The sequence below is a fragment of the Streptomyces sp. NPDC059851 genome, from assembly GCF_042732005.1.
GTDB lineage: Bacteria > Actinomycetota > Actinomycetes > Streptomycetales > Streptomycetaceae > Streptomyces.
Window position 1 is genome coordinate 20,268 of record NZ_JBHWJJ010000048.1, and the last position, 17,130, is coordinate 37,397.

The window sequence follows — 17,130 nt, forward strand, 5'->3', positions numbered from 1 at the left end:
GTCCGGGCGTGCACGACGTGGCGGGGCGACCAGCGGCGCGCCGGGCCGTGCCCACGCCGTGCCGCAGGCGGCGGGGTGGACGCAGACGGAGCGCCCGACGAAGCCGGCGCACGCGCTGACCGCCGCCGCTGCCGACTCGCCGTCGCGGGCGACCCGACCGAAACAACGGACCCGCACTAGCGGGTGGCCCCTGCACCCCGGCACCCCGCCCAGTCGTCGTCAACGGCACCGGGCGGTGGTGGTGGTGCAGGGGGGCGGGGGCTCAACAGCGCGGGCAGGCGTCGCGGATGACGCGCCAGGTGAAGGTGGCCGAGCCCGTCTGCCCGATGCTGTCCCTGATGTTGACGGTCACGACACGGGTGCCCGTACTGCGGACCACTCCGGAGATCAGACCGGTGGCGGGGTTGATCGACGTACCCGCGTGCAGGTTGACGGCCGAGAAGGTGTACGGCGGGACGCCCCCCATGCCTCCCAATTGCTGGCGCACGCTGTCGTACTGGTAGTCGACCCGGTCGTCCATGCCGACGACGAAGGGCTTGTCCAGCACGGTACGGCCCACCGGGGCGGCGGGCTGCGCGACACCGGCCGCTTCGGCGGGCCGCCGGAGCCACGGGCGCGGCCAGCAAGGCGCCCAGGCAGAGCGCCAGCGACGCCAGCCGGCGGGGAGTGCGTAAGGAGGCTGTCACCATGACCTCCGAACTCGTCGGGAAGCGGCGGAAATTCCGGTGTGGGTACCCGGTGCCGGGTGCCGGGTGCCGGCCGCTGTCACCCGTATGGGCAAGAGTGCTCGAGTTGCGGTGGAGCGTCGGAATCCTAGGTGGGGACGGCTCGGAAGTCGATGGCGCCCCCTCCGCTCCGCATCCGGTGGGGCTGCCTTGCCCGGCTCGGAGAATCCCGGCAACCTTGCCCGGGTGATGCTGCTGTGACTGACCTTGTGACGGAGCGGCTCGTGCTCCACCGGCTGAGCATCGGCGAGGCGGAGGCACTGGTCGCCGGGATGCCGGCCGGAGGGGTTCACCGGGCCCCCGAGTACCCGACGGACGGGGACGTGTCAGCGGCGAAGCGCTTCCTGCGTTCCTGCACGGAGGGGAGCGGTGCCCGGCATCCCGGCGCATATGAGATCCGGCGCCGTGACGACGGGTGCGTGATCGGAGGAGTGGAGTTCCACGGCCCCGCCGATGAGGACGGCAGCGTCACGATCGGCTACGGCCTGGTGCCGTCGGCCCGCGGCCGGGGATACGCGTCCGAGGCCTTGGCGGCACTCCTGGCGTTCGCGCGCGAGAACGGCATCACCTGCGTGAGGGGCGACGCCGACCACGGCAACGTCGCGTCCCAGCGCGTGATGACCGCAGCCGGAATGCGCCTGGTCGCAGAAGACGCACGGGTCCGCTACTACGAGACGGCATGGACCGAAACACCCGCGACCTGACGCTGCCGATGCAGATCCCAGAGCCTCTCCAGCCCCGGATCCGGACTCAAAAGCACCAGCCGCTGAATCGCGGCATCCGCGGAGCTCATCGGAACACCGGTCCCGTGTTCACCTGCACCTCCCGCCCGTGTCGAAGCCCTCCGGGCTGCGGCGCTCGATCCCGCCGAGACACCGCAATTTCCGTAAATCTCGCCCATGCCCAGGAACTGGGAGCCCAGACCCCGGATCTCGCCGTCCTCCTCAGCCCTTTAGTGCTCTATCGTCCCGTATGTCTATTTCGGTGAAAGTGCTCAGAAACATTCCTTGCCTCGCCTAAAGTGGCAGGCCAGCAAGTCTGCTCCCCGCACCCGCGGGGATGACCCGGTGATGTCGACGGGCTGGTCAGGCCGGTGGCGCTGCTCCCCGCACCCGCGGGGATGACCCGACCGCCGACGAATCGGTTGTCTCGTCCATCGCCTGCTCCCCGCACCCGCGGGGATGACCCCTCGCCCTACGGGTACGGCGTGCCGGACTTTGTCTGCTCCCCGCACCCGCGGGGATGACCCCTACGGCTACTCCGCGGCAACGGATGCGGCCGGCTGCTCCCCGCACCCGCGGGGTGACCCTGTGCGTGGGTCGGCGTGGGGAAGCGCCTCCCGACCCGCGTACCTGCGGGGGAGCCTCCTTGCGAGCCGATCGGGTGGCGGCTTCACGGCTCAAGGGGACGCCTGGCGTCAGCGGCCGGAGGCCGGCAGTGGGACGGGGCACTGGGCGACCTTTCGCCATCTCGCATTCGTGACGCTCGACCTGCCGAATCTCGGGGGCCGATGAGGCGACCGCGCTCCATGACGTGACGATGGTGGTGGGAGGGCAGCGCTTTCGCGTCGGGTGGTGACCCCGTCCCATTACTCGATCGTTGTGCGGTTGCGGCCCGACCGAGGGGCTTCGCCGGTAGCCTCATCCTGTGAGCTGCTGTGCTGTCCAGCAGCAGGCCTTACGTGCTCCCTGCTTGCCGGGGATGATCCTTGCGCGTGCTCAGCATGCTGGTGCTCCCCGCTTCCCGCGGGGATGACCTCTGCCTTGCCAGCTCTCTTGGCGACCTGAACCAACTGCGCTTGCTCTCCTTGGTGAAACGGGCCGAAGTGCGTTTAACCAGAAGGGAGTTGATCAAGATTTGGTTACGGTAGTGTCGGTGCTCGATGGCACCTCAGAAACCTCTGGGGTGTTATGACCTGCGCCTTCGCGCAGGTCGAGCCCATCGTCGTGGAGTCCGGGAAGACAAGCGACGGGCTCGACCTCTACCCACGGAACGGATCCGCGAATGTCTCGCACATTACTCCCAACGAACCCCCAGTGCACCAACGGGCAGCAGTCACAGTCGTGGCCGCTGCCCTTGTTCGTTGCCGTACTCACGGGCGGCGCCGGATCGCAGTTGCCGGTGGATGCCTGGATCCGGGTCGGCGTCGTCGTCGCCGTGCTGGTCATCGTCCTGCGGGCTTCACTCACACGCCTGACCCCGGCCACATGACGTTCGGAGCACACGCGACGCCCTGATCACGAACGGGCTCCCTCCCCGCTCGCGGGCGAGCGGGGAGGGAGCCCGTTCTCCGCCGGGGTGGTGAGAACTGCAGTCTGGGGGAATCGAGATGCATCACGGCACACCGCACTGGGGTGCTGCGCTGACACCCACCGCTCGTAGCGTCTGGGCCAAGTACGACAAGGATTCGGCGAAGTGGCTCCCGCTGTGGCGGCACATGGTCGACTCCGCTGCCATGGCGGAGCGGTTGTGGGACGAGTGGACCCCGCTCAACGTGCGTGGGCTCGTCGCCGACAGCCTGCCCGACGGGGACGCCGACGGCAGGCGGCTCGTGGTCTGGCTGGCGGCCGTCCACGACATCGGCAAGGCAACTCCAGCCTTCGCCTGCCAGGTGGAAACCCTGATGAGCGGCATGACGCAAGCGGGCCTCGACATGCCGACCGCCGAACAGTTCGGCGACGCCCGCAAACGCGCCCCCCACGGTCTGGCCGGCCAGGTCCTCGTGGAGGAGTGGCTGGAACAGCAGGGGTGGTCCCCCAGGGCAGCGATGACCTTCGCCGTGGCCGTCGGCGGTCACCACGGCGTGCTCCCCGGGCACGAGCACTTCCACGCCCTGCACCAGCACCCCGAACTGCTGCGGACACCCGGCCGGAGCGAACAGCTGTGGCGAGCCGTCCAGACGGAGCTACTGGACGGGTGCACCGCGGCTCACGGCGTTCGGGAACGGCTGCCGCACTGGAAGACCGTCAAGCTGCCGCAGCCCGTCCAGGTCGTGCTGTCAGCCCTCGTGATCCTCGCGGACTGGATCGCCAGCAACTCGGACCTCTTCCTCCTGTACCCCGAGCAACATCCGCGCAGCGACGCAGAACGCATCGAGGCCGCGTGGCGCGGCCTCGAACTGCCGCCGCCCTGGTCTGCACCCACCGTCCCAGCCGACGCGCAGGACCTGTTCACAGCGCGCTTCGCACGCCCCGACGTCCGACCCCTCCAGGCCGACGTCGTCCGGCTGGCACGTGCCACGCCGACGCCGGGACTGGTGATGATCGAGGCGCCGATGGGGGAGGGGAAGACCGAAGCAGCCCTCGCCGTGGCAGAGGTATTCGCCTCCCGTACGCACGCCGGCGGCTGCTTCGTCGCGCTGCCCACCAGGGCCACGGCCAACGCCATGTACGGCCGTCTGCGCCACTGGCTCAAGAACCTCCCGGGCGACGACGTGCGCACTGTCTCCCTGGCCCATTCCAAAGCCTTCCTCGACGACGACTTCGCCGAGGACCTGCGCGCCGGCTCCCGCACGATCGCCGCCGTCGACCTCGACGGAGCGCACGAATCCCTGCGGTCCGCCCACTCCGACGAGTACGCGGCTTCATCCGCGCTGGTCGCACACCAGTGGCTGCGCGGACGGAAGAAGGGAATGCTGGCGAACTTCGTCGTCGGCACCATCGACCAGCTGCTGTTCGCCGGACTCAAGAGCAGGCACCTCGCGCTCCGCCACCTCGCGCTCGCCGGCAAGGTCGTCGTCATCGACGAGGTCCACGCCTACGACGCCTACACGAGCGCATACCTCGATCGCGTCCTGTCCTGGCTCGGCCAGTACAAGGTCCCCGTGGTCATGCTGTCGGCAACCCTGCCCGCCACCCGGCGCCGGGCCCTGGCCCTGGCCTACTGCGAGGCGGCTGACGGACACGAGGCACTGGCGGAGACCGACGCCTACCCACTGGTCAGCGTGGTGGCGCCGGGGCGGGAGACGGTCATCAGCACGCCGCCCCCCGCCGCTGACCGCTACAGCGCGATCACCGTGGAGCAGCTGGACGACGGACTGGGCGTCCTGGCGGACCGCCTCGAAAGCGAACTCGCCGACGGCGGGTGCGCGCTGGTGATCCGCAACACCGTCGACCGGGTCCTCGACGCAGCGCAGGTCCTTCGGGAGCGCTTCGGCGCGAAGGCCGTGACCGTGGCCCACTCGCGGTTCGTCGACCTGGACCGTGCGTGCAAGGACGCCGACCTCGTCGCCCGCTTCGGCCCTGCGGGCGCCCGCCCGCCGGGACCCCACATCGTCGTGGCCAGTCAGGTGGCGGAGCAGTCACTCGACATCGACTTCGACTTGCTGGTCACCGATCTCGCACCGATCGACCTCGTCCTGCAGCGCATGGGCCGACTGCACCGGCACCAGCGGGGCGAAGGCCAATGCGAGCGGCCCCCACGTCTGCGCACCCCCACGTGCCTGGTCACCGGCGTCGACTGGGACACCGAACCACCCTCCCCGGTCGGCGGGTCCGCCGCGGTGTACGGGCGGTACGCCCTCATCCGTTCCCTCGCCGTCCTGCGCCCGTACTGGGACGGCGAGTCCGTGATCCTCCCGGACCACATCAGTCCGCTCGTGCAGAGCGCGTACGGCGACATGCCGCCCGCCGTGCCCGACGGCTGGGCCGAAGCCATGGACAGCGCCCGGGCCGAGCACCACCAGGTCACGGCCAAGAAGCGCAGGCAGGCGCAGACGTTCCTGCTCGACGAGGTACGCAGGCCGGGACGCTCCCTCATCGGCTGGATCGACGCAGGTGTGGGTGATGCCGACGACACCCGGGCAGGCCGGGCGCAGGTCAGGGACGGGGAGGAATCCCTTGAGGTCCTCGTCATCCAGCGGCGCGGCGACGGCACGTACGCCACCCTCCCGTGGCTCGACCGGGGCCTGGGAGGGCAAGAGCTTCCGCTGGATGCCGTGCCGTCCCCCCGCGCAGCCCGTGCCGTCGTCGCCAGCGCCCTGCGGCTGCCGTACCACTTCGTCAAACCCTGGCTCGTCGACCGTGTGATCGATGAACTGGAGCAGTTCTTCCCCGAGGCGTGGCAGACCAAGGAGAGCCACATGCTGGCCGGGGAGCTGTTCCTCGTGCTCGACGAGGCCTGTCAGACCCGTCTGGCAGGTTTCGACCTCCGGTACAGCAAGTCCGACGGCCTGGAGGTCACTCCGGCCGGCGCCGAGGATGTGAAGTTGGTGAAAGGCGTGCCAGGCTTTGATCTCGTCTCCCGCCCGTGGCTGCCCGTCCAGTTATGCGACGGATCGGCGGCGGAACTCTCCCTGAAGGAAGTGTTCGCCCGAGCAGCCGAGATCCGGCGGCTCGTCGGTGACGTACCGACCCAGGAATTCGCCTTGATGCGCCTGCTGCTGGCCATCCTGCACGACGCCACCGAAGGCCCCGAAGACATCGACGCCTGGCAGCACCTCAGCGAAAGCCCGCAGCCGTTCGCCGCGGTCGGCTCCTACCTCGACCGGCACCGCCACCGCTTCGACCTCATCCACCCCACGACACCGTTCTTCCAGGTGGCCGACCTGCGGACGCAGAAGGACGAGGTCGCCTCCCTGAACCGGCTCGTGGCCGACGTACCGAACGGCGACCCCTTCTTCACGATGCGCCGGCCGGGCGTGGAGCGGCTCGGCTTCGCCGAAGCAGCCCGCTGGCTCGTCCACGCCCAGGCCTTCGACACTTCCGGAATCAAATCCGGCGCCGTCGGTGACCCCCGGGTCAAGGGAGGCAAGGGGTACCCGCAGGGCGTCGCGTGGGCCGGCAACATCGGCGGCGTGTTCGTCGAGGGCGACGACCTCCAGCAAACCCTCCTCCTCAACCTGGTCGCCGCCGACGCAGCAGCCATCGCCACCGACAAGGACGACCGCCCCGCCTGGCGCCGCGAGCAGTGCGGCCCCGACGTGCAGAACGATCTGGCGCTCAGGCCCACCGGCCCCCGTGACCTGTACACCTGGCAGTCCCGCCGTCTCCGCCTCCACCACGACGGCCATGCCGTGACGGGCGTCGTCCTCGCCTACGGAGACCCATTGCCGGCAGCAGACGCCCACCGGCGTGAGCCGATGAGCGGATGGCGCCGCAGCACCCCCCAGGAGAAGAAGCTCGGCCGCTCCCCGGTCTACATGCCACGCCAGCACGATCCTGCCCGTTCTGCCTGGCGCAACCTCGCTTCCCTGCTGGCAGCCGACCCGGAAGTACAGCCCGTCCAGCGGGGCGAACCCGCCCAGGACCTACGGGCCGGCGTGCTCAAGTGGATCGCCGAGCTCACCCATGAACGCCTCCTGCCGCGGGAGCTGCAGATTCGTCCCCGCCTGATCAGCGCGGTCTACGGCACGCAGCAGTCGGTCATCGACGAGGTCGTCGACGACGGCTTCGACATGGCCGTGCTTCTCCTCCACGAGCACGACCAGCGGTACGCGAAGCAAGCCATCGCCGCGGTCGGGGACAGCACCAGGGCGGTCCGCGCACTGGGAGACCTCGCCGCCGACCTCGCCGAGGCCTCCCGGCGGCACAACGAAGCACCACGGAACACGGCACACGACCTGGGTTTCGGCCTGCTCGACGGCCCGTACCGCCAGTGGCTGGCTGCTCTGGGCGGGACCGACGACCCGGCCCGGGCACGGGCCGCGTGGCAGCGCACGGCCTACTGGATCCTCCGCAACGCCGGCACGGGGCTCCTCGCCGATGCCAACGGGACCGCCTGGCTCGACAACGCCCGCTCCGAGCGGGTCTTCCACGCACGCCTCAACAAGGCCCTCGCGCTGCGCAACACCACCGCGTGCGAGCCGGGCGCAGCCGAGGACGAGGCCGACCTCAGCAAGGAGAAAGCCCGATGACCGAGACCGCGCCGCAGATCCCGGCGCCCACCCCGCCACCGGAACACGTCCAGGACCGGGCCGCGGCGAAGGAGAGCGAGCAGGGGCCGCTGCGCCGGGCCGTCGCCCACCGCATCCGGACCGTCCAGCACGATTACCGGAACGACGGCCCCCAGGCCGCACAAGTCCTCGCACGCCTACGCAGGGGCATCGGTAGGCAGGCGACCGAGACGCCGGACCTGTGGGGCCTGGTGGGCATGGAGCAGTTCTACGCCGCCCAGCCCCAGGGGCAGCACCTGGACGAAGCAGACGCGCTGCGCGCCGAACGTGCCGCACACGTCGCCGTGACCCTGTGGGCGCTGCACCAGCAGTCGAACCGGGCCAAACGCATGCACGTCGCAGACGGGGCCTCCCTCGGTACGGCCGTGCGACGCCTCATGTCCGGCGCCGACTCCGACGAACAGATCCGCAAGCGACTCTTACGCGCCGGAACGGCAACGACGTTCGACGTGCTCGCCCAAAGGCTCCGCGAACTCGTGGTCCTGCTGCGGACAGCCGAGATCCCGCTCGACTACGGCCTCCTCGCCGAGCAGCTCGACCAGTGGCAGCGCCCCGGCGGGCCCGGCCGAGTGCGGCAGGCCTGGGGACGCAGCTTCCACGCCGCCTACAGGGCCCCGGCCGGCACCGACCCGCAGCAGAGCGGCACACCCGGCCAGCCGGAGAACGACGCCAGCACGAACGAGACGAAGGACGAGACATGAGCCGCACCATCCTCGACGTACACATCCTCCAGACCGTCCCCCCGAGCAACCTCAACCGGGATGACACGGGGGCCCCCAAGAGCGCCGTCTACGGAGGCGTGCGCCGCTCCAGGGTGTCCAGCCAAGCCTGGAAGAGGGCGACCCGTAAAGCCTTCGAGGAACTGCTCGACCCGGCCGACCTCGGGGTGCGGACGAAGAAGGTGGTGGACGCCCTCAGCCAGCGCATCGTCGCGCGCGAGGACTCATTGACCCCGGAGCAGGTCTGGCCGATGGCCGCCGAGATCGTCCAGATGGCCACCGGCGCAAAGATCGAAGCCCCCGCGCGCAAGACCTCCGGGAAGGGTGCCAAGGGGGATGCGGGTGACGAGGCGCCCCAGCCGCAGGCCCCGCAGTCCTCGTACCTGCTCTTCCTCAGCGCCCACCAGCTCGACGCGCTCGCAGGCCTGGCGATCGAGGGCATCGCCAAGAAGGCGGAGCCGAAGGTGTTCGTCAAGGAAGCCGACGTCAAGGCACGGGCCAAGAAGGCGGCAGCCACCCGGCACTCCGTCGACATCGCCCTCTTCGGCCGCATGGTCGCCGACAACACCGACATCAACGTCGACGGCGCCGCGCAGGTCGCCCACGCCCTGAGCGTGCACCCCGTAGACCTCGAAGCGGACTACTTCACCGCGGTGGACGACCAGAACAGTGACGCCGAACCCGGAGCAGGAATGATCGGGACGGTCGACTTCAACTCCGCCACCCTCTACCGCTACGCCGCGGTCGACATCGACCTGCTGGCCAGGAACTTGGACGCCGGCCTGACGGAGGACGAGCGCGCTGCCGAGCCGGTCCGCCGTGCGGTCGAAGCCTTCGTCGAAGGGTTCACCCTCTCCATGCCCTCCGGGAAGCAGAACACCTTCGGCAACAACACCCTCCCGGACGCGGTCGTCGTCAAGCTGCGCTCCGCCCGCCCGGTGAGCTTCGTCGGAGCCTTCGAAATCCCGGTGGTCCAGGACGGCACGATGGAAGGCCACGTCCCCGCGGCTTGCCAGGCCCTGGCGGCGCACGTCCCGGCCGTCGAGGACGCGTTCGGCGCGACGGCGGACCACACCTGGATCGTGCGCGTCGGCGAGCAGACCCGGGCACTGGCCCCGCTCGGAGAACAGGTCAACCTGCGCGAGCTGGTCACCCGAGTCGGAGAGGCCGTGGCCGACCGTCTGGGGAAGCGAGGATGAGCGTCCTCGTCCTCCGCTTGGCGGGACCCCTGCAGGCGTGGGGGTCCTCCGCCCGCTTCGCGCGTCGCACCACCGAGACGGCACCGACGAAGAGCGGGGTCATCGGCCTGCTCGCCGCCGCGCTCGGCCGGCAGCGCGATGCCGACCCGTCCGACCTCGCCGAGCTCACCTTCGCCGTACGCATCGACCAGCCCGGCACCCGCCTGCGCGACTTCCAGACCGCCCATCACCCCGACACAGGGAAGTCGATGCCCGTCTCGGAGCGCTTCTACCTCGCCGATGCCGTCTTCGTCGCGGCTGTCGCGGGTGACGACGACTTCGTCCAGGCCCTGGACACAGCCGTACGCGCCCCCGTCTACCTCCCGTACCTGGGCCGCCGCTCCTGCCCGCCACAAGGACCCCTCGACCTGGGGGTCAGAGACGGGAACGATCCGGCCGCCGTCCTGCGCGCCGAGCCGTGGCAGGCCGCCGCATGGCACCAGAAGCGGAGCCGATCGAAGGCGACGGTGTCGCTGTCCCTGCTGGCCGACGCCACCACCGGACCCCGGACCGGGACCACACTCCGTGACCAGCCGATCAGCTTCGACCCCGCCCACCGCCGGTACGCGCTGCGCACCGTCGTCACGACCTCCGTCGACGTCGACAACCCGCACTTCCGTCCCGCGGAACCGCCGAAGCACACTCCGCGACGGCCGGTGCCCGTGCCCCGACACACCCCCGAAGCCCACCTCACCCCGCTGCCCATGCAGCCCCCGCTGAACGGCCGCTGATGCACCTGACCCGATTCCGAATCAACACCGCGCGTTCGGGCGCCCGCCACCTCCTCGCCTCACCGCAGCGCATGCACGCCGCAGTGATGTCGTCCTTCGCGGGCGTCCTGCCCAGCGAGGACGCCCCCGCGCGCATACTGTGGCGCCTCGACCACAACTCCCGCGCGGAAGTCGTGCTCTTCATCGTCAGCGAAGACCGCCCCGACCTCACCCACCTCGTCGAACAAGCCGGCTGGCCCACCACCGCCGCCTGGCAGACGTACGACTACGAGTCCTTCCTCGACGGGATCACCGAAGGCGGCACCTGGGACTTCCGACTGACGGCGAACCCCGTCCACCACATCCGCCGCACCCCGGACGAAGACCGCAAGCGCACTGCGCACCGCACGCCCCGCCACCAGGCGGCATGGCTCCTCGCCCGACAAGAACAGGCAGGCTTCCGCATCCTCGAAACCCCCGCAGAGCGCCGCCGCCTGCAGCAGGGCGACGAACACCAGCTGGTGGTCCGCGACGAGCGGCGGCACCGGTTCGACAAGACCGAGCCGGCCACGGGGAAAGGCAACCGCGTACCGCTGGTGACCGTCACCTTCGACGGCCGCCTCGAAGTCACCGATCCCGTCGCCCTACGCCACACCCTGACCCGAGGACTCGGCAAGGCGAAGGCGTACGGCTGCGGCCTGATGACCCTCGCCCGAGGCGGTGCCCGGTGACCACCGTCGCCCAACGCCGCGCCTCGTCCCCGCGCGAGCTGACCCGCGCCGCCGAGCGCATCTCCTTCGTCTACCTGGAGCGGTGCACCGTCCACCGGGACGCGAACGCCATCACCGCCGAGGACGCCGACGGCACCACCCACATCCCGTCCGCCACCATCGGCACCCTGCTCCTCGGCCCCGGAACCCGCATCACCCACCAGGCCATGGCCGTCCTCGCCGAAAGCGGAGCCGCAGTCGCATGGGTCGGCGAACAGGGAGTCCGCTACTACGCGGGCGGCCGCGCACTGAGCCGCTCCTCGGCCCTCCTTGAGGCACAGGCCAGCCGATGGGCCAACCGGAGCACCCGCCTCGAAGTCGCCCGCGCGATGTACCGCCTCCGGTTCCCCCACGAGGACCCCTCCGGCCTGACACGGCAAGGACTGCTGGGGCACGAAGGGCAGCGCGTCCGGGAGTGCTACCGACACCAGGCCGCGCGCACGGGCGTGCCGTGGCGCGGACGCCACTACGTTCCGGGCGACTTCACGGCCGGCGACCCTCCCAACCAGGCCATCACGGCAGCAGCCCAATGCATGTACGGGGTCGCCCACGCGGTCGTTGCCGCCCTCGGTTGCTCCACCGGCCTGGGGTTCGTCCACTCGGGGCACGAACTCTCCTTCGTCATGGACATCGCCGACCTGTACAAGACCGACATCGGCATCCCCGTCGCCTTCGACGTGGCAGCCGAGGGTGACCACGACATCGGCTCCCGCACCCGCCGCGCGCTGCGCGACGCCATCAACCGAACCGGGCTGCTGGACCGCTGCGTGAACGACATCAAGCAACTCCTCCTCCCCGAGGGCGAGACCACCGACGGGGAGAGCGACGACCGGGTCACACTTCAATCGGACAGGGATCTCGCCGTACCCGCAGGCAGGAACCACGCGGACTACGCGGATGGGACCTGGTGACCGTCATCATCCTCACCCAGTGCCCACCGGGCCTTCGGGGCTTCCTGACCCGATGGCTCTTTGAAATCTCCCCCGGAGTTTTCATCGGAGGACCGTCCGCCCGCATCAGGGCGACCCTGTGGGAGGAAGTGAAGCAGTACGCAGGCATCGGGCGGGCCCTACTCGCCTACAGCACCAACAACGAACAGGGATTCGCCTTCGAATCCCATGACCACAAGTGGCACCCCGTCGACCACGAAGGCATCACCTTGATCCACCGCCCCAACAACACCCCCCAGCGACAGCCCAGCCAACGCGGCTGGAGCACTGCAGCCAAACGACGCCGCTTCGGCAACCGCTGATGCCCGATACAGCCCGAACGTCTGATTCTCCAGAAGTCCCGAAAAACCTGCCAGCCAGCAGATAAACCTGCAGGTCAATAACCCTGCTCCCCGCACCCGCGGGGATGACCCCGATCTCGTGCTGGAACGTGTCGCTGCGGGCGCCTGCTCCCCGCACCCGCGGGGATGACCCCGAACGTACAACCCCGCCAACTACAACGACCGGCTGCTCCCCGCACCCGCGGGGATGACCCCCGGCGTCCGGCTCGGTGCCGGTCTCCTGGACACTGCTCCCCGCACCCGCGGGGATGACCCCGGGCACGTCGGCATCGCCACCAGTAACAGTCACTGCTCCCCGCACCCGCGGGGATGACCCCTCCCCGTGCGCGAAATCGCCGCTGGAGGCGGCCTGCTCCCCGCACCCGCGGGGATGACCCCATCGGCACTGCGGCGCCGATCATCGCGCTGAACTGCTCCCCGCACCCGCGGGGATGACCCCGGGGGCCCGGATTTCTTCCAGACCCTTAAGCGCTGCTCCCCGCACCCGCGGGGATGACCCCCTGCCGACGCTCTACTTCAGCGCGGACATGTCCTGCTCCCCGCACCCGCGGGGATGACCCCTCGACGCGCGACCACAGGGTGACGCCCTCGACCTGCTCCCCGCACCCGCGGGGATGACCCCAACCTCAAGCGCACGCTGTTTCAGGCCCTCAACTGCTCCCCGCACCCGCGGGGATGACCCCGGCGTCGGGCAGATCGGCGGCGGCCGGGACGACTGCTCCCCGCATCCGCGGGGATGACGCCGACCGGGGGTGGATGTTTGCCGGGCTCGACGGACCCGAGGTCCGAGTCCGTCGGCTGGGGCCGGGGGCTGACGCCCCAACCCGCCAGTGCCGCCGACCGTCGGGGCGGGACGCGACGAAGCCGGGGTGCCCGTAGGGCGTCCCGGCTTCGTCGTCGATGGCGAGGAAAGCGGGGGGACTAGTTCAGTGGAGTGGTGAGAAGGAAGTCCGCCCATGGCCTCGCCGGGGCCAACGGTAGCAGTCAGGCCGGGATCAGTGCGCGCAGGTTTTCCGGGGTGATCACCACTGACTGCGGGTGAAGTCCTTCCGGGCGCTCCAGGCCGATGTACGTGACCGGGCCGTTCGGGACCTGCGTGCCGTCCCACCACGTGGTGGTCGTGGCCCGGTCGGCCATCAGGCCGATGAGGTGTCGGACCGTCAGCTGGTCGCGTTCGACGATGCCGCGCACCAGGGTGGCGACCGACACCCTGTTCTCCTCGACCCGGTTGGCGCTCGGGTTGCCCTTCAGGTACAGGTGCAGCCACTTGGCGCGCCACTTGCCGTCGTCCCCGCGCAGGAACACCAGCGGCAGGGCGACCCTGCCCGTTCCCCGCATCTGCGACTTCATGCGGACCGTTCGCGGCTCGAAGGGCCGGCCCTGCTGATCGGCGTCGCGCAGCATGAAGCCGAAGAACGACTCGGCGACCTCCTCGAAGCCTTCCCCGGAGAAGATGTTGACCTGCGGGACGATGAAGTCGCCGCGTACGGCGTTCAGGCGCAGGTTGATGAACTCCGAGGCGCCGTCGGGCGCGGGGGCGTCGGTGATGTCGCCCGAGTGTTCGCCTTCGAGGTCCTGCAGGGCCGTGTACGACAGCCAGGTCAGGGTTTCGTACGACCCGTCCAGCATGAGCGCCGACAGGTCGAAGTCGGTGCTGCGCTGCGCCTGCCTCCAGTGGACGAAGAACCGCAGCAGCTCTCCGTCGACGGGGGAGAGGGAGCCGCGGGGGAGTACGCCGAGCCCGGCGGCCGTCGCCTTGCCGCTGAGCGGCAGTGCGACGTCGAGGACGGCGGGGTCGACCAGCAGGTGTCCCGGCTCCGGGAGCCGGCGGCGCGTCTCGGCGTCCAGGGCCGCGACGAGGCGCTTGGTCTCGGGTTCCGGAACGGGCGGGCGGGTGTCAGTGGTGACCCAGGCGCGGCCCCCGCGGTTGACGAAGAAGCGGCGCGGGCGCGGTATCCGCTCCTGGGGCCGGTTGTGGAAGTGTTCGCGTACCGACAGCAGGACCCGGCCGGAGACCTGCGGGGCCGCCTCCTCGACGGCGGCCACGACCGCATCGCGCTCCGCCTGCCCGGGGCAGGCGCGCAGCAGCCGGTCCAGGGAGCGCAGGAGCTTGCCCGGGGCGGCGGACGCCAGCAGCCGTGCTGCGCCCGTGACGTCGTCGGCGCCGAGCAGTTCCTCGACGCGGCTGTCGAGGGTCCGGGCCTCTTTCTCGCCGCGGGCGACGGCGAACACGTCGGCGGCGTGCGGCCAGCGCGGGTACTCGTGCGGGTGGAGGCGCTCGCCGAGGCGCTTGAACGCCTCGCGGTGCGCGGTGACGTCGGCGAGTTTGGCGGGGGACGCGGCGACGACCGCGTCGAGGCCGGCGAGGAGGGCGCGGCGGACCGGCCGGGGCAGCGACCGGAAGCGGGTCGGTTCGGCGAGGGTCACGTCGCCGTCCGACAGGGCGCAGGCGAGGCGCAGGGCGTCGGTGACGGTGTCCAGCAGGAGGTCCGCGCCGCGGTCGAGGCGGGCGCGGTTGACGACGGCGCGGTTCTCCCGGACCGGGATCTGTGCGGGCTGGGGGCCGTCGGCGCAGTGCCCGGCGAGCACGGCGAGGTCGCGGAGGCCGTCCTCGCCCAGCGGCGTGGCACTGCCTGCCAGGGCCAGGTACAGGGCGGTGGCCTCGGCTTCGGGGGTGCCGCCCGCGTGCAGGACCGTCATGCGGTCGCCGGCGGCGGCGATCAGCTCGTCGTGCGCGGTGAGCATCTCTTCGTACGCGTGCCGGTAGGTGCCGTACGTCGGGAGGGTCAGCAGGTCGATGACGCCGGACCGGAGCTGGTCGAGGGTGCCGGCCCGGGAGGCGTCGTCGTCGAGCGCCTCGCGGATGCACTGCATCCAGAAGTCGAGCGTGTCCGGCACGTTGGCCGGGAAGTCGACGAAGTAGACGTTGTGCTGGACGTGGTCACCGACCATCGCGCGAACGGTGTCGAGCGTGCGTGACGCGGTGTCGAGGACGGTCTCCTCGGCCAGGCCCGAGAGGCGCTCCAGCAGGTCCCCCGAGAGCTTGAAGCCCACGGACATCAGCGCTGCGTCGAACCGTCGTGCTGCGGCGCCGCCTTGTCCGGCCGGCCCGGAGGGGGCGGGGAGGCGGTGGGTGTGCTGGATGACCAGGGATTCTAGAGGGTGGGCCATCCGCGCATGATCCCAGACCGCCCGACGGGCCGCACCCACGTTTTCGAACACCGGGGGCCGGCCGCAACCGGGTGCCCGTTCACCCCCCGGCTGCGAGGGCCATTGCTGTGGCCTGGAAGCGGCAGACTCCGGCGGACGCTGCCGGCGCGGCACGACCCCGCCCCCACGGGAGACTGCCGCCGGCTTACGAGACCGGGGAGGTTCGAGGGAGGCGGCTCCCCGCCTCTCCGACTCGCAGAACGCTCAGTCGAGACAGAACTCGTTGCCCTCGATGTCCAGCATCGGGATGCACGCGTCGTTGCCGTCGTACAGCGTTCGCACGTGTACCGCGCCGAGCGGGACCAGTCGTGCGCATTCGGCCTCGAGTGCGGCGAGGCGCTCCGCACCCACGAGTCCGGTGCCGACCCGCACATCAAGGTGCAGCCGGTTCTTGGCGGCCTTCCCTTCGGGGACGCGCTGGAAGTACAGTCGCGGGCCCACACCTGAGGGATCACTGCACGCGAACCACGAATCCCGCTGCTCAGGTGGCTGCGAGCACTTGAACTCCTCCCACGTGGCGAACCCCTCCGGTGGCGGCGGTACGACGTACCCCAACACCTCGCACCAGAAACGAGCGAGGCGCTCGGGTTCTGCGCAGTCGAAGGTGACTTGGAACTCCTTGATCGCTGACATCGGCGCACCATACCAAGGGGCTCAGGGGGCTCAGGGGGCTCTGCCGCCCTCTTCCCAGGGTGGATCCGCCCGCCACAGCGTCGCGACAGGGGCACTTGGACACCGAGTGATCAAACCGGAAGAGCGGGTTGTCCCGACAAGGTGTTGGAGAAGTGCCGGTCGGTTGCCGTTGGGGCTGCGTCGAGCTGCCGTGAGGAAGCTCTGACAAGATGACGCGATGTTCGACTTTGGCATCGCGGGTTACCAGCCGTTGTGGTTGAACCGCCGCAGCGACGTCGTGCGGGAGCATGCGCATCGCCTGCGTGGTCTTGCCGGCCGGACCCTGACGAGGGTCTGGGTGGTTTGGGACCGTCGGGATGACGAGTGGTTCTGTGACTGCCCGGTCCTGTTCGACTTCGAGGGCGAGCGGGTTGAGATCAACCACCACAAGTTCGACGATCTTTCCCTCACGTGGAACACGATCGACCCCAGTGGCCCTGTCCGGTGGCCCGGCTTCGACCTTCAGTGGCAAGCCGCGCCTCTTCCTGGACTTCAGGCTCAGTTGGGCCTGCCTCTCAAGGAGGTCGAGCTGCTCGAGTGGACGGGCGGGGATCTGGCGCAGGGAAACGTCGACGTCAGCTTCGTTTTCGAGAAGAGTCGGGTAACCGTCTTCAATGCTCTTGACGAGAACGGGCTGAGCTTCGCCCCGCCTGATCGGCGTCAGCGGTCCCACTCGCTCCACTGAAGCGGCTGGAGTCAGGTATACCGCCGGTTTCGGGGTGGGTTCCCGGGTGGGCCTGCGGCTTGTGTGGTCGATCATCGCGGCGCGGATCGTGGCTTCGCAACGGTGCGGATGGGTTTCGTAGTCGCGGATCTCGGCGTCGATCCCCAGGGTGGCGCCGGGTCGACGGCTGTGGCGTTCGCGGCCCGTGATCTTCTTCCGAACCTGTCGGGTGCGTGCGC

The 17,130-nt window shown here is 70.2% G+C and carries 13 protein-coding genes, 1 pseudogene and 2 CRISPR repeat arrays; of the genes and pseudogenes, 10 read left to right on the top strand and 4 right to left on the bottom strand.

Annotation, left to right across the window (positions count from 1 at the left end; translation table 11 throughout):
- Positions 1-262 precede the first annotated feature (262 nt).
- Positions 263-547, bottom strand: a complete 285-nt coding sequence (locus ACFV7Q_RS18695; protein ID WP_385429660.1) for an Ig domain-containing protein — start codon at positions 545-547, stop codon at positions 263-265.
- Positions 548-922: 375 nt separating this feature from the next.
- Between ACFV7Q_RS18695 and ACFV7Q_RS18700 the strand changes: the two genes are divergently transcribed.
- From ACFV7Q_RS18700 to cas2e, 9 genes are all read left to right on the top strand, one after another.
- Positions 923-1,429, top strand: a complete 507-nt coding sequence (locus ACFV7Q_RS18700) for a GNAT family N-acetyltransferase (protein WP_385429662.1) — start codon at positions 923-925, stop codon at positions 1,427-1,429.
- A gap of 334 nt (positions 1,430-1,763) precedes the next feature.
- A CRISPR array of direct repeats spans positions 1,764-2,035; the repeat unit is 28 nt; unit sequence CTGCTCCCCGCACCCGCGGGGATGACCC.
- 766 nt (positions 2,036-2,801) lie between these two features.
- Positions 2,802-2,936, top strand: a complete 135-nt coding sequence (locus ACFV7Q_RS18705) for a hypothetical protein (RefSeq protein WP_385429664.1) — start codon at positions 2,802-2,804, stop codon at positions 2,934-2,936.
- 118 nt (positions 2,937-3,054) lie between these two features.
- A complete protein-coding gene (gene casA, locus ACFV7Q_RS18710; protein WP_385429666.1) occupies positions 3,055-7,578 on the top strand; it encodes a type I-E CRISPR-associated protein Cse1/CasA in 4,524 nt (1,507 codons plus the stop codon).
- Entirely contained in the window at positions 7,575-8,318 is a 744-nt protein-coding gene (gene casB, locus ACFV7Q_RS18715) for a type I-E CRISPR-associated protein Cse2/CasB (protein WP_385429668.1), read from the top strand. The genes casA and casB overlap by 4 nt, the downstream gene beginning before the upstream one ends.
- Complete coding sequence (cas7e, locus tag ACFV7Q_RS18720) at positions 8,315-9,535, top strand: type I-E CRISPR-associated protein Cas7/Cse4/CasC (RefSeq protein WP_385429670.1); 1,221 nt, start codon at positions 8,315-8,317, stop codon at positions 9,533-9,535. Before casB ends, cas7e begins: the two co-directional genes overlap by 4 nt.
- Positions 9,532-10,305: a type I-E CRISPR-associated protein Cas5/CasD gene (gene cas5e / locus ACFV7Q_RS18725; RefSeq protein ID WP_385429672.1), complete on the top strand. Its 774-nt coding sequence runs from the start codon at positions 9,532-9,534 to the stop codon at positions 10,303-10,305. Before cas7e ends, cas5e begins: the two co-directional genes overlap by 4 nt.
- Positions 10,305-11,015 carry a type I-E CRISPR-associated protein Cas6/Cse3/CasE gene (gene cas6e, locus ACFV7Q_RS18730; RefSeq protein ID WP_385429674.1) on the top strand — a complete coding sequence of 237 codons (711 nt, stop codon included), beginning with the start codon at positions 10,305-10,307 and terminating at the stop codon, positions 11,013-11,015. Before cas5e ends, cas6e begins: the two co-directional genes overlap by 1 nt.
- The gene (cas1e, locus tag ACFV7Q_RS18735; protein WP_385429676.1) at positions 11,012-11,965 is read left to right on the top strand and encodes a type I-E CRISPR-associated endonuclease Cas1e; all 954 of its coding nucleotides are present in this window, start codon (positions 11,012-11,014) and stop codon (positions 11,963-11,965) included. Before cas6e ends, cas1e begins: the two co-directional genes overlap by 4 nt.
- The gene (cas2e, locus tag ACFV7Q_RS18740) at positions 11,962-12,306 is read left to right on the top strand and encodes a type I-E CRISPR-associated endoribonuclease Cas2e (RefSeq protein ID WP_385429678.1); all 345 of its coding nucleotides are present in this window, start codon (positions 11,962-11,964) and stop codon (positions 12,304-12,306) included. Before cas1e ends, cas2e begins: the two co-directional genes overlap by 4 nt.
- A gap of 83 nt (positions 12,307-12,389) precedes the next feature.
- A CRISPR array of direct repeats spans positions 12,390-13,089; the repeat unit is 29 nt; unit sequence CTGCTCCCCGCACCCGCGGGGATGACCCC.
- 240 nt (positions 13,090-13,329) lie between these two features.
- On the opposite strand, the gene ACFV7Q_RS18745 is transcribed toward cas2e, so the two are convergent.
- Together ACFV7Q_RS18745 and ACFV7Q_RS18750 are read right to left on the bottom strand one after the other, a co-directional pair.
- Complete coding sequence (locus ACFV7Q_RS18745) at positions 13,330-15,516, bottom strand: hypothetical protein (protein WP_385429680.1); 2,187 nt, start codon at positions 15,514-15,516, stop codon at positions 13,330-13,332.
- Positions 15,517-15,759: 243 nt separating this feature from the next.
- Complete coding sequence (locus ACFV7Q_RS18750) at positions 15,760-16,188, bottom strand: VOC family protein (RefSeq protein WP_385429682.1); 429 nt, start codon at positions 16,186-16,188, stop codon at positions 15,760-15,762.
- A gap of 217 nt (positions 16,189-16,405) precedes the next feature.
- On the opposite strand from ACFV7Q_RS18750, the gene ACFV7Q_RS18755 reads away from it, so the two are divergent.
- Positions 16,406-16,912, top strand: coding sequence for a hypothetical protein (locus tag ACFV7Q_RS18755; RefSeq protein WP_385429684.1), 507 nt, complete (start codon positions 16,406-16,408; stop codon positions 16,910-16,912).
- A gap of 30 nt (positions 16,913-16,942) precedes the next feature.
- Here ACFV7Q_RS18755 and ACFV7Q_RS18760 read toward each other — a convergent pair.
- A pseudogene (locus ACFV7Q_RS18760) lies at positions 16,943-17,038 on the bottom strand (IS5/IS1182 family transposase); the annotation flags it as partial.
- Between the last annotated feature and the right edge of the window lie 92 nt (positions 17,039-17,130).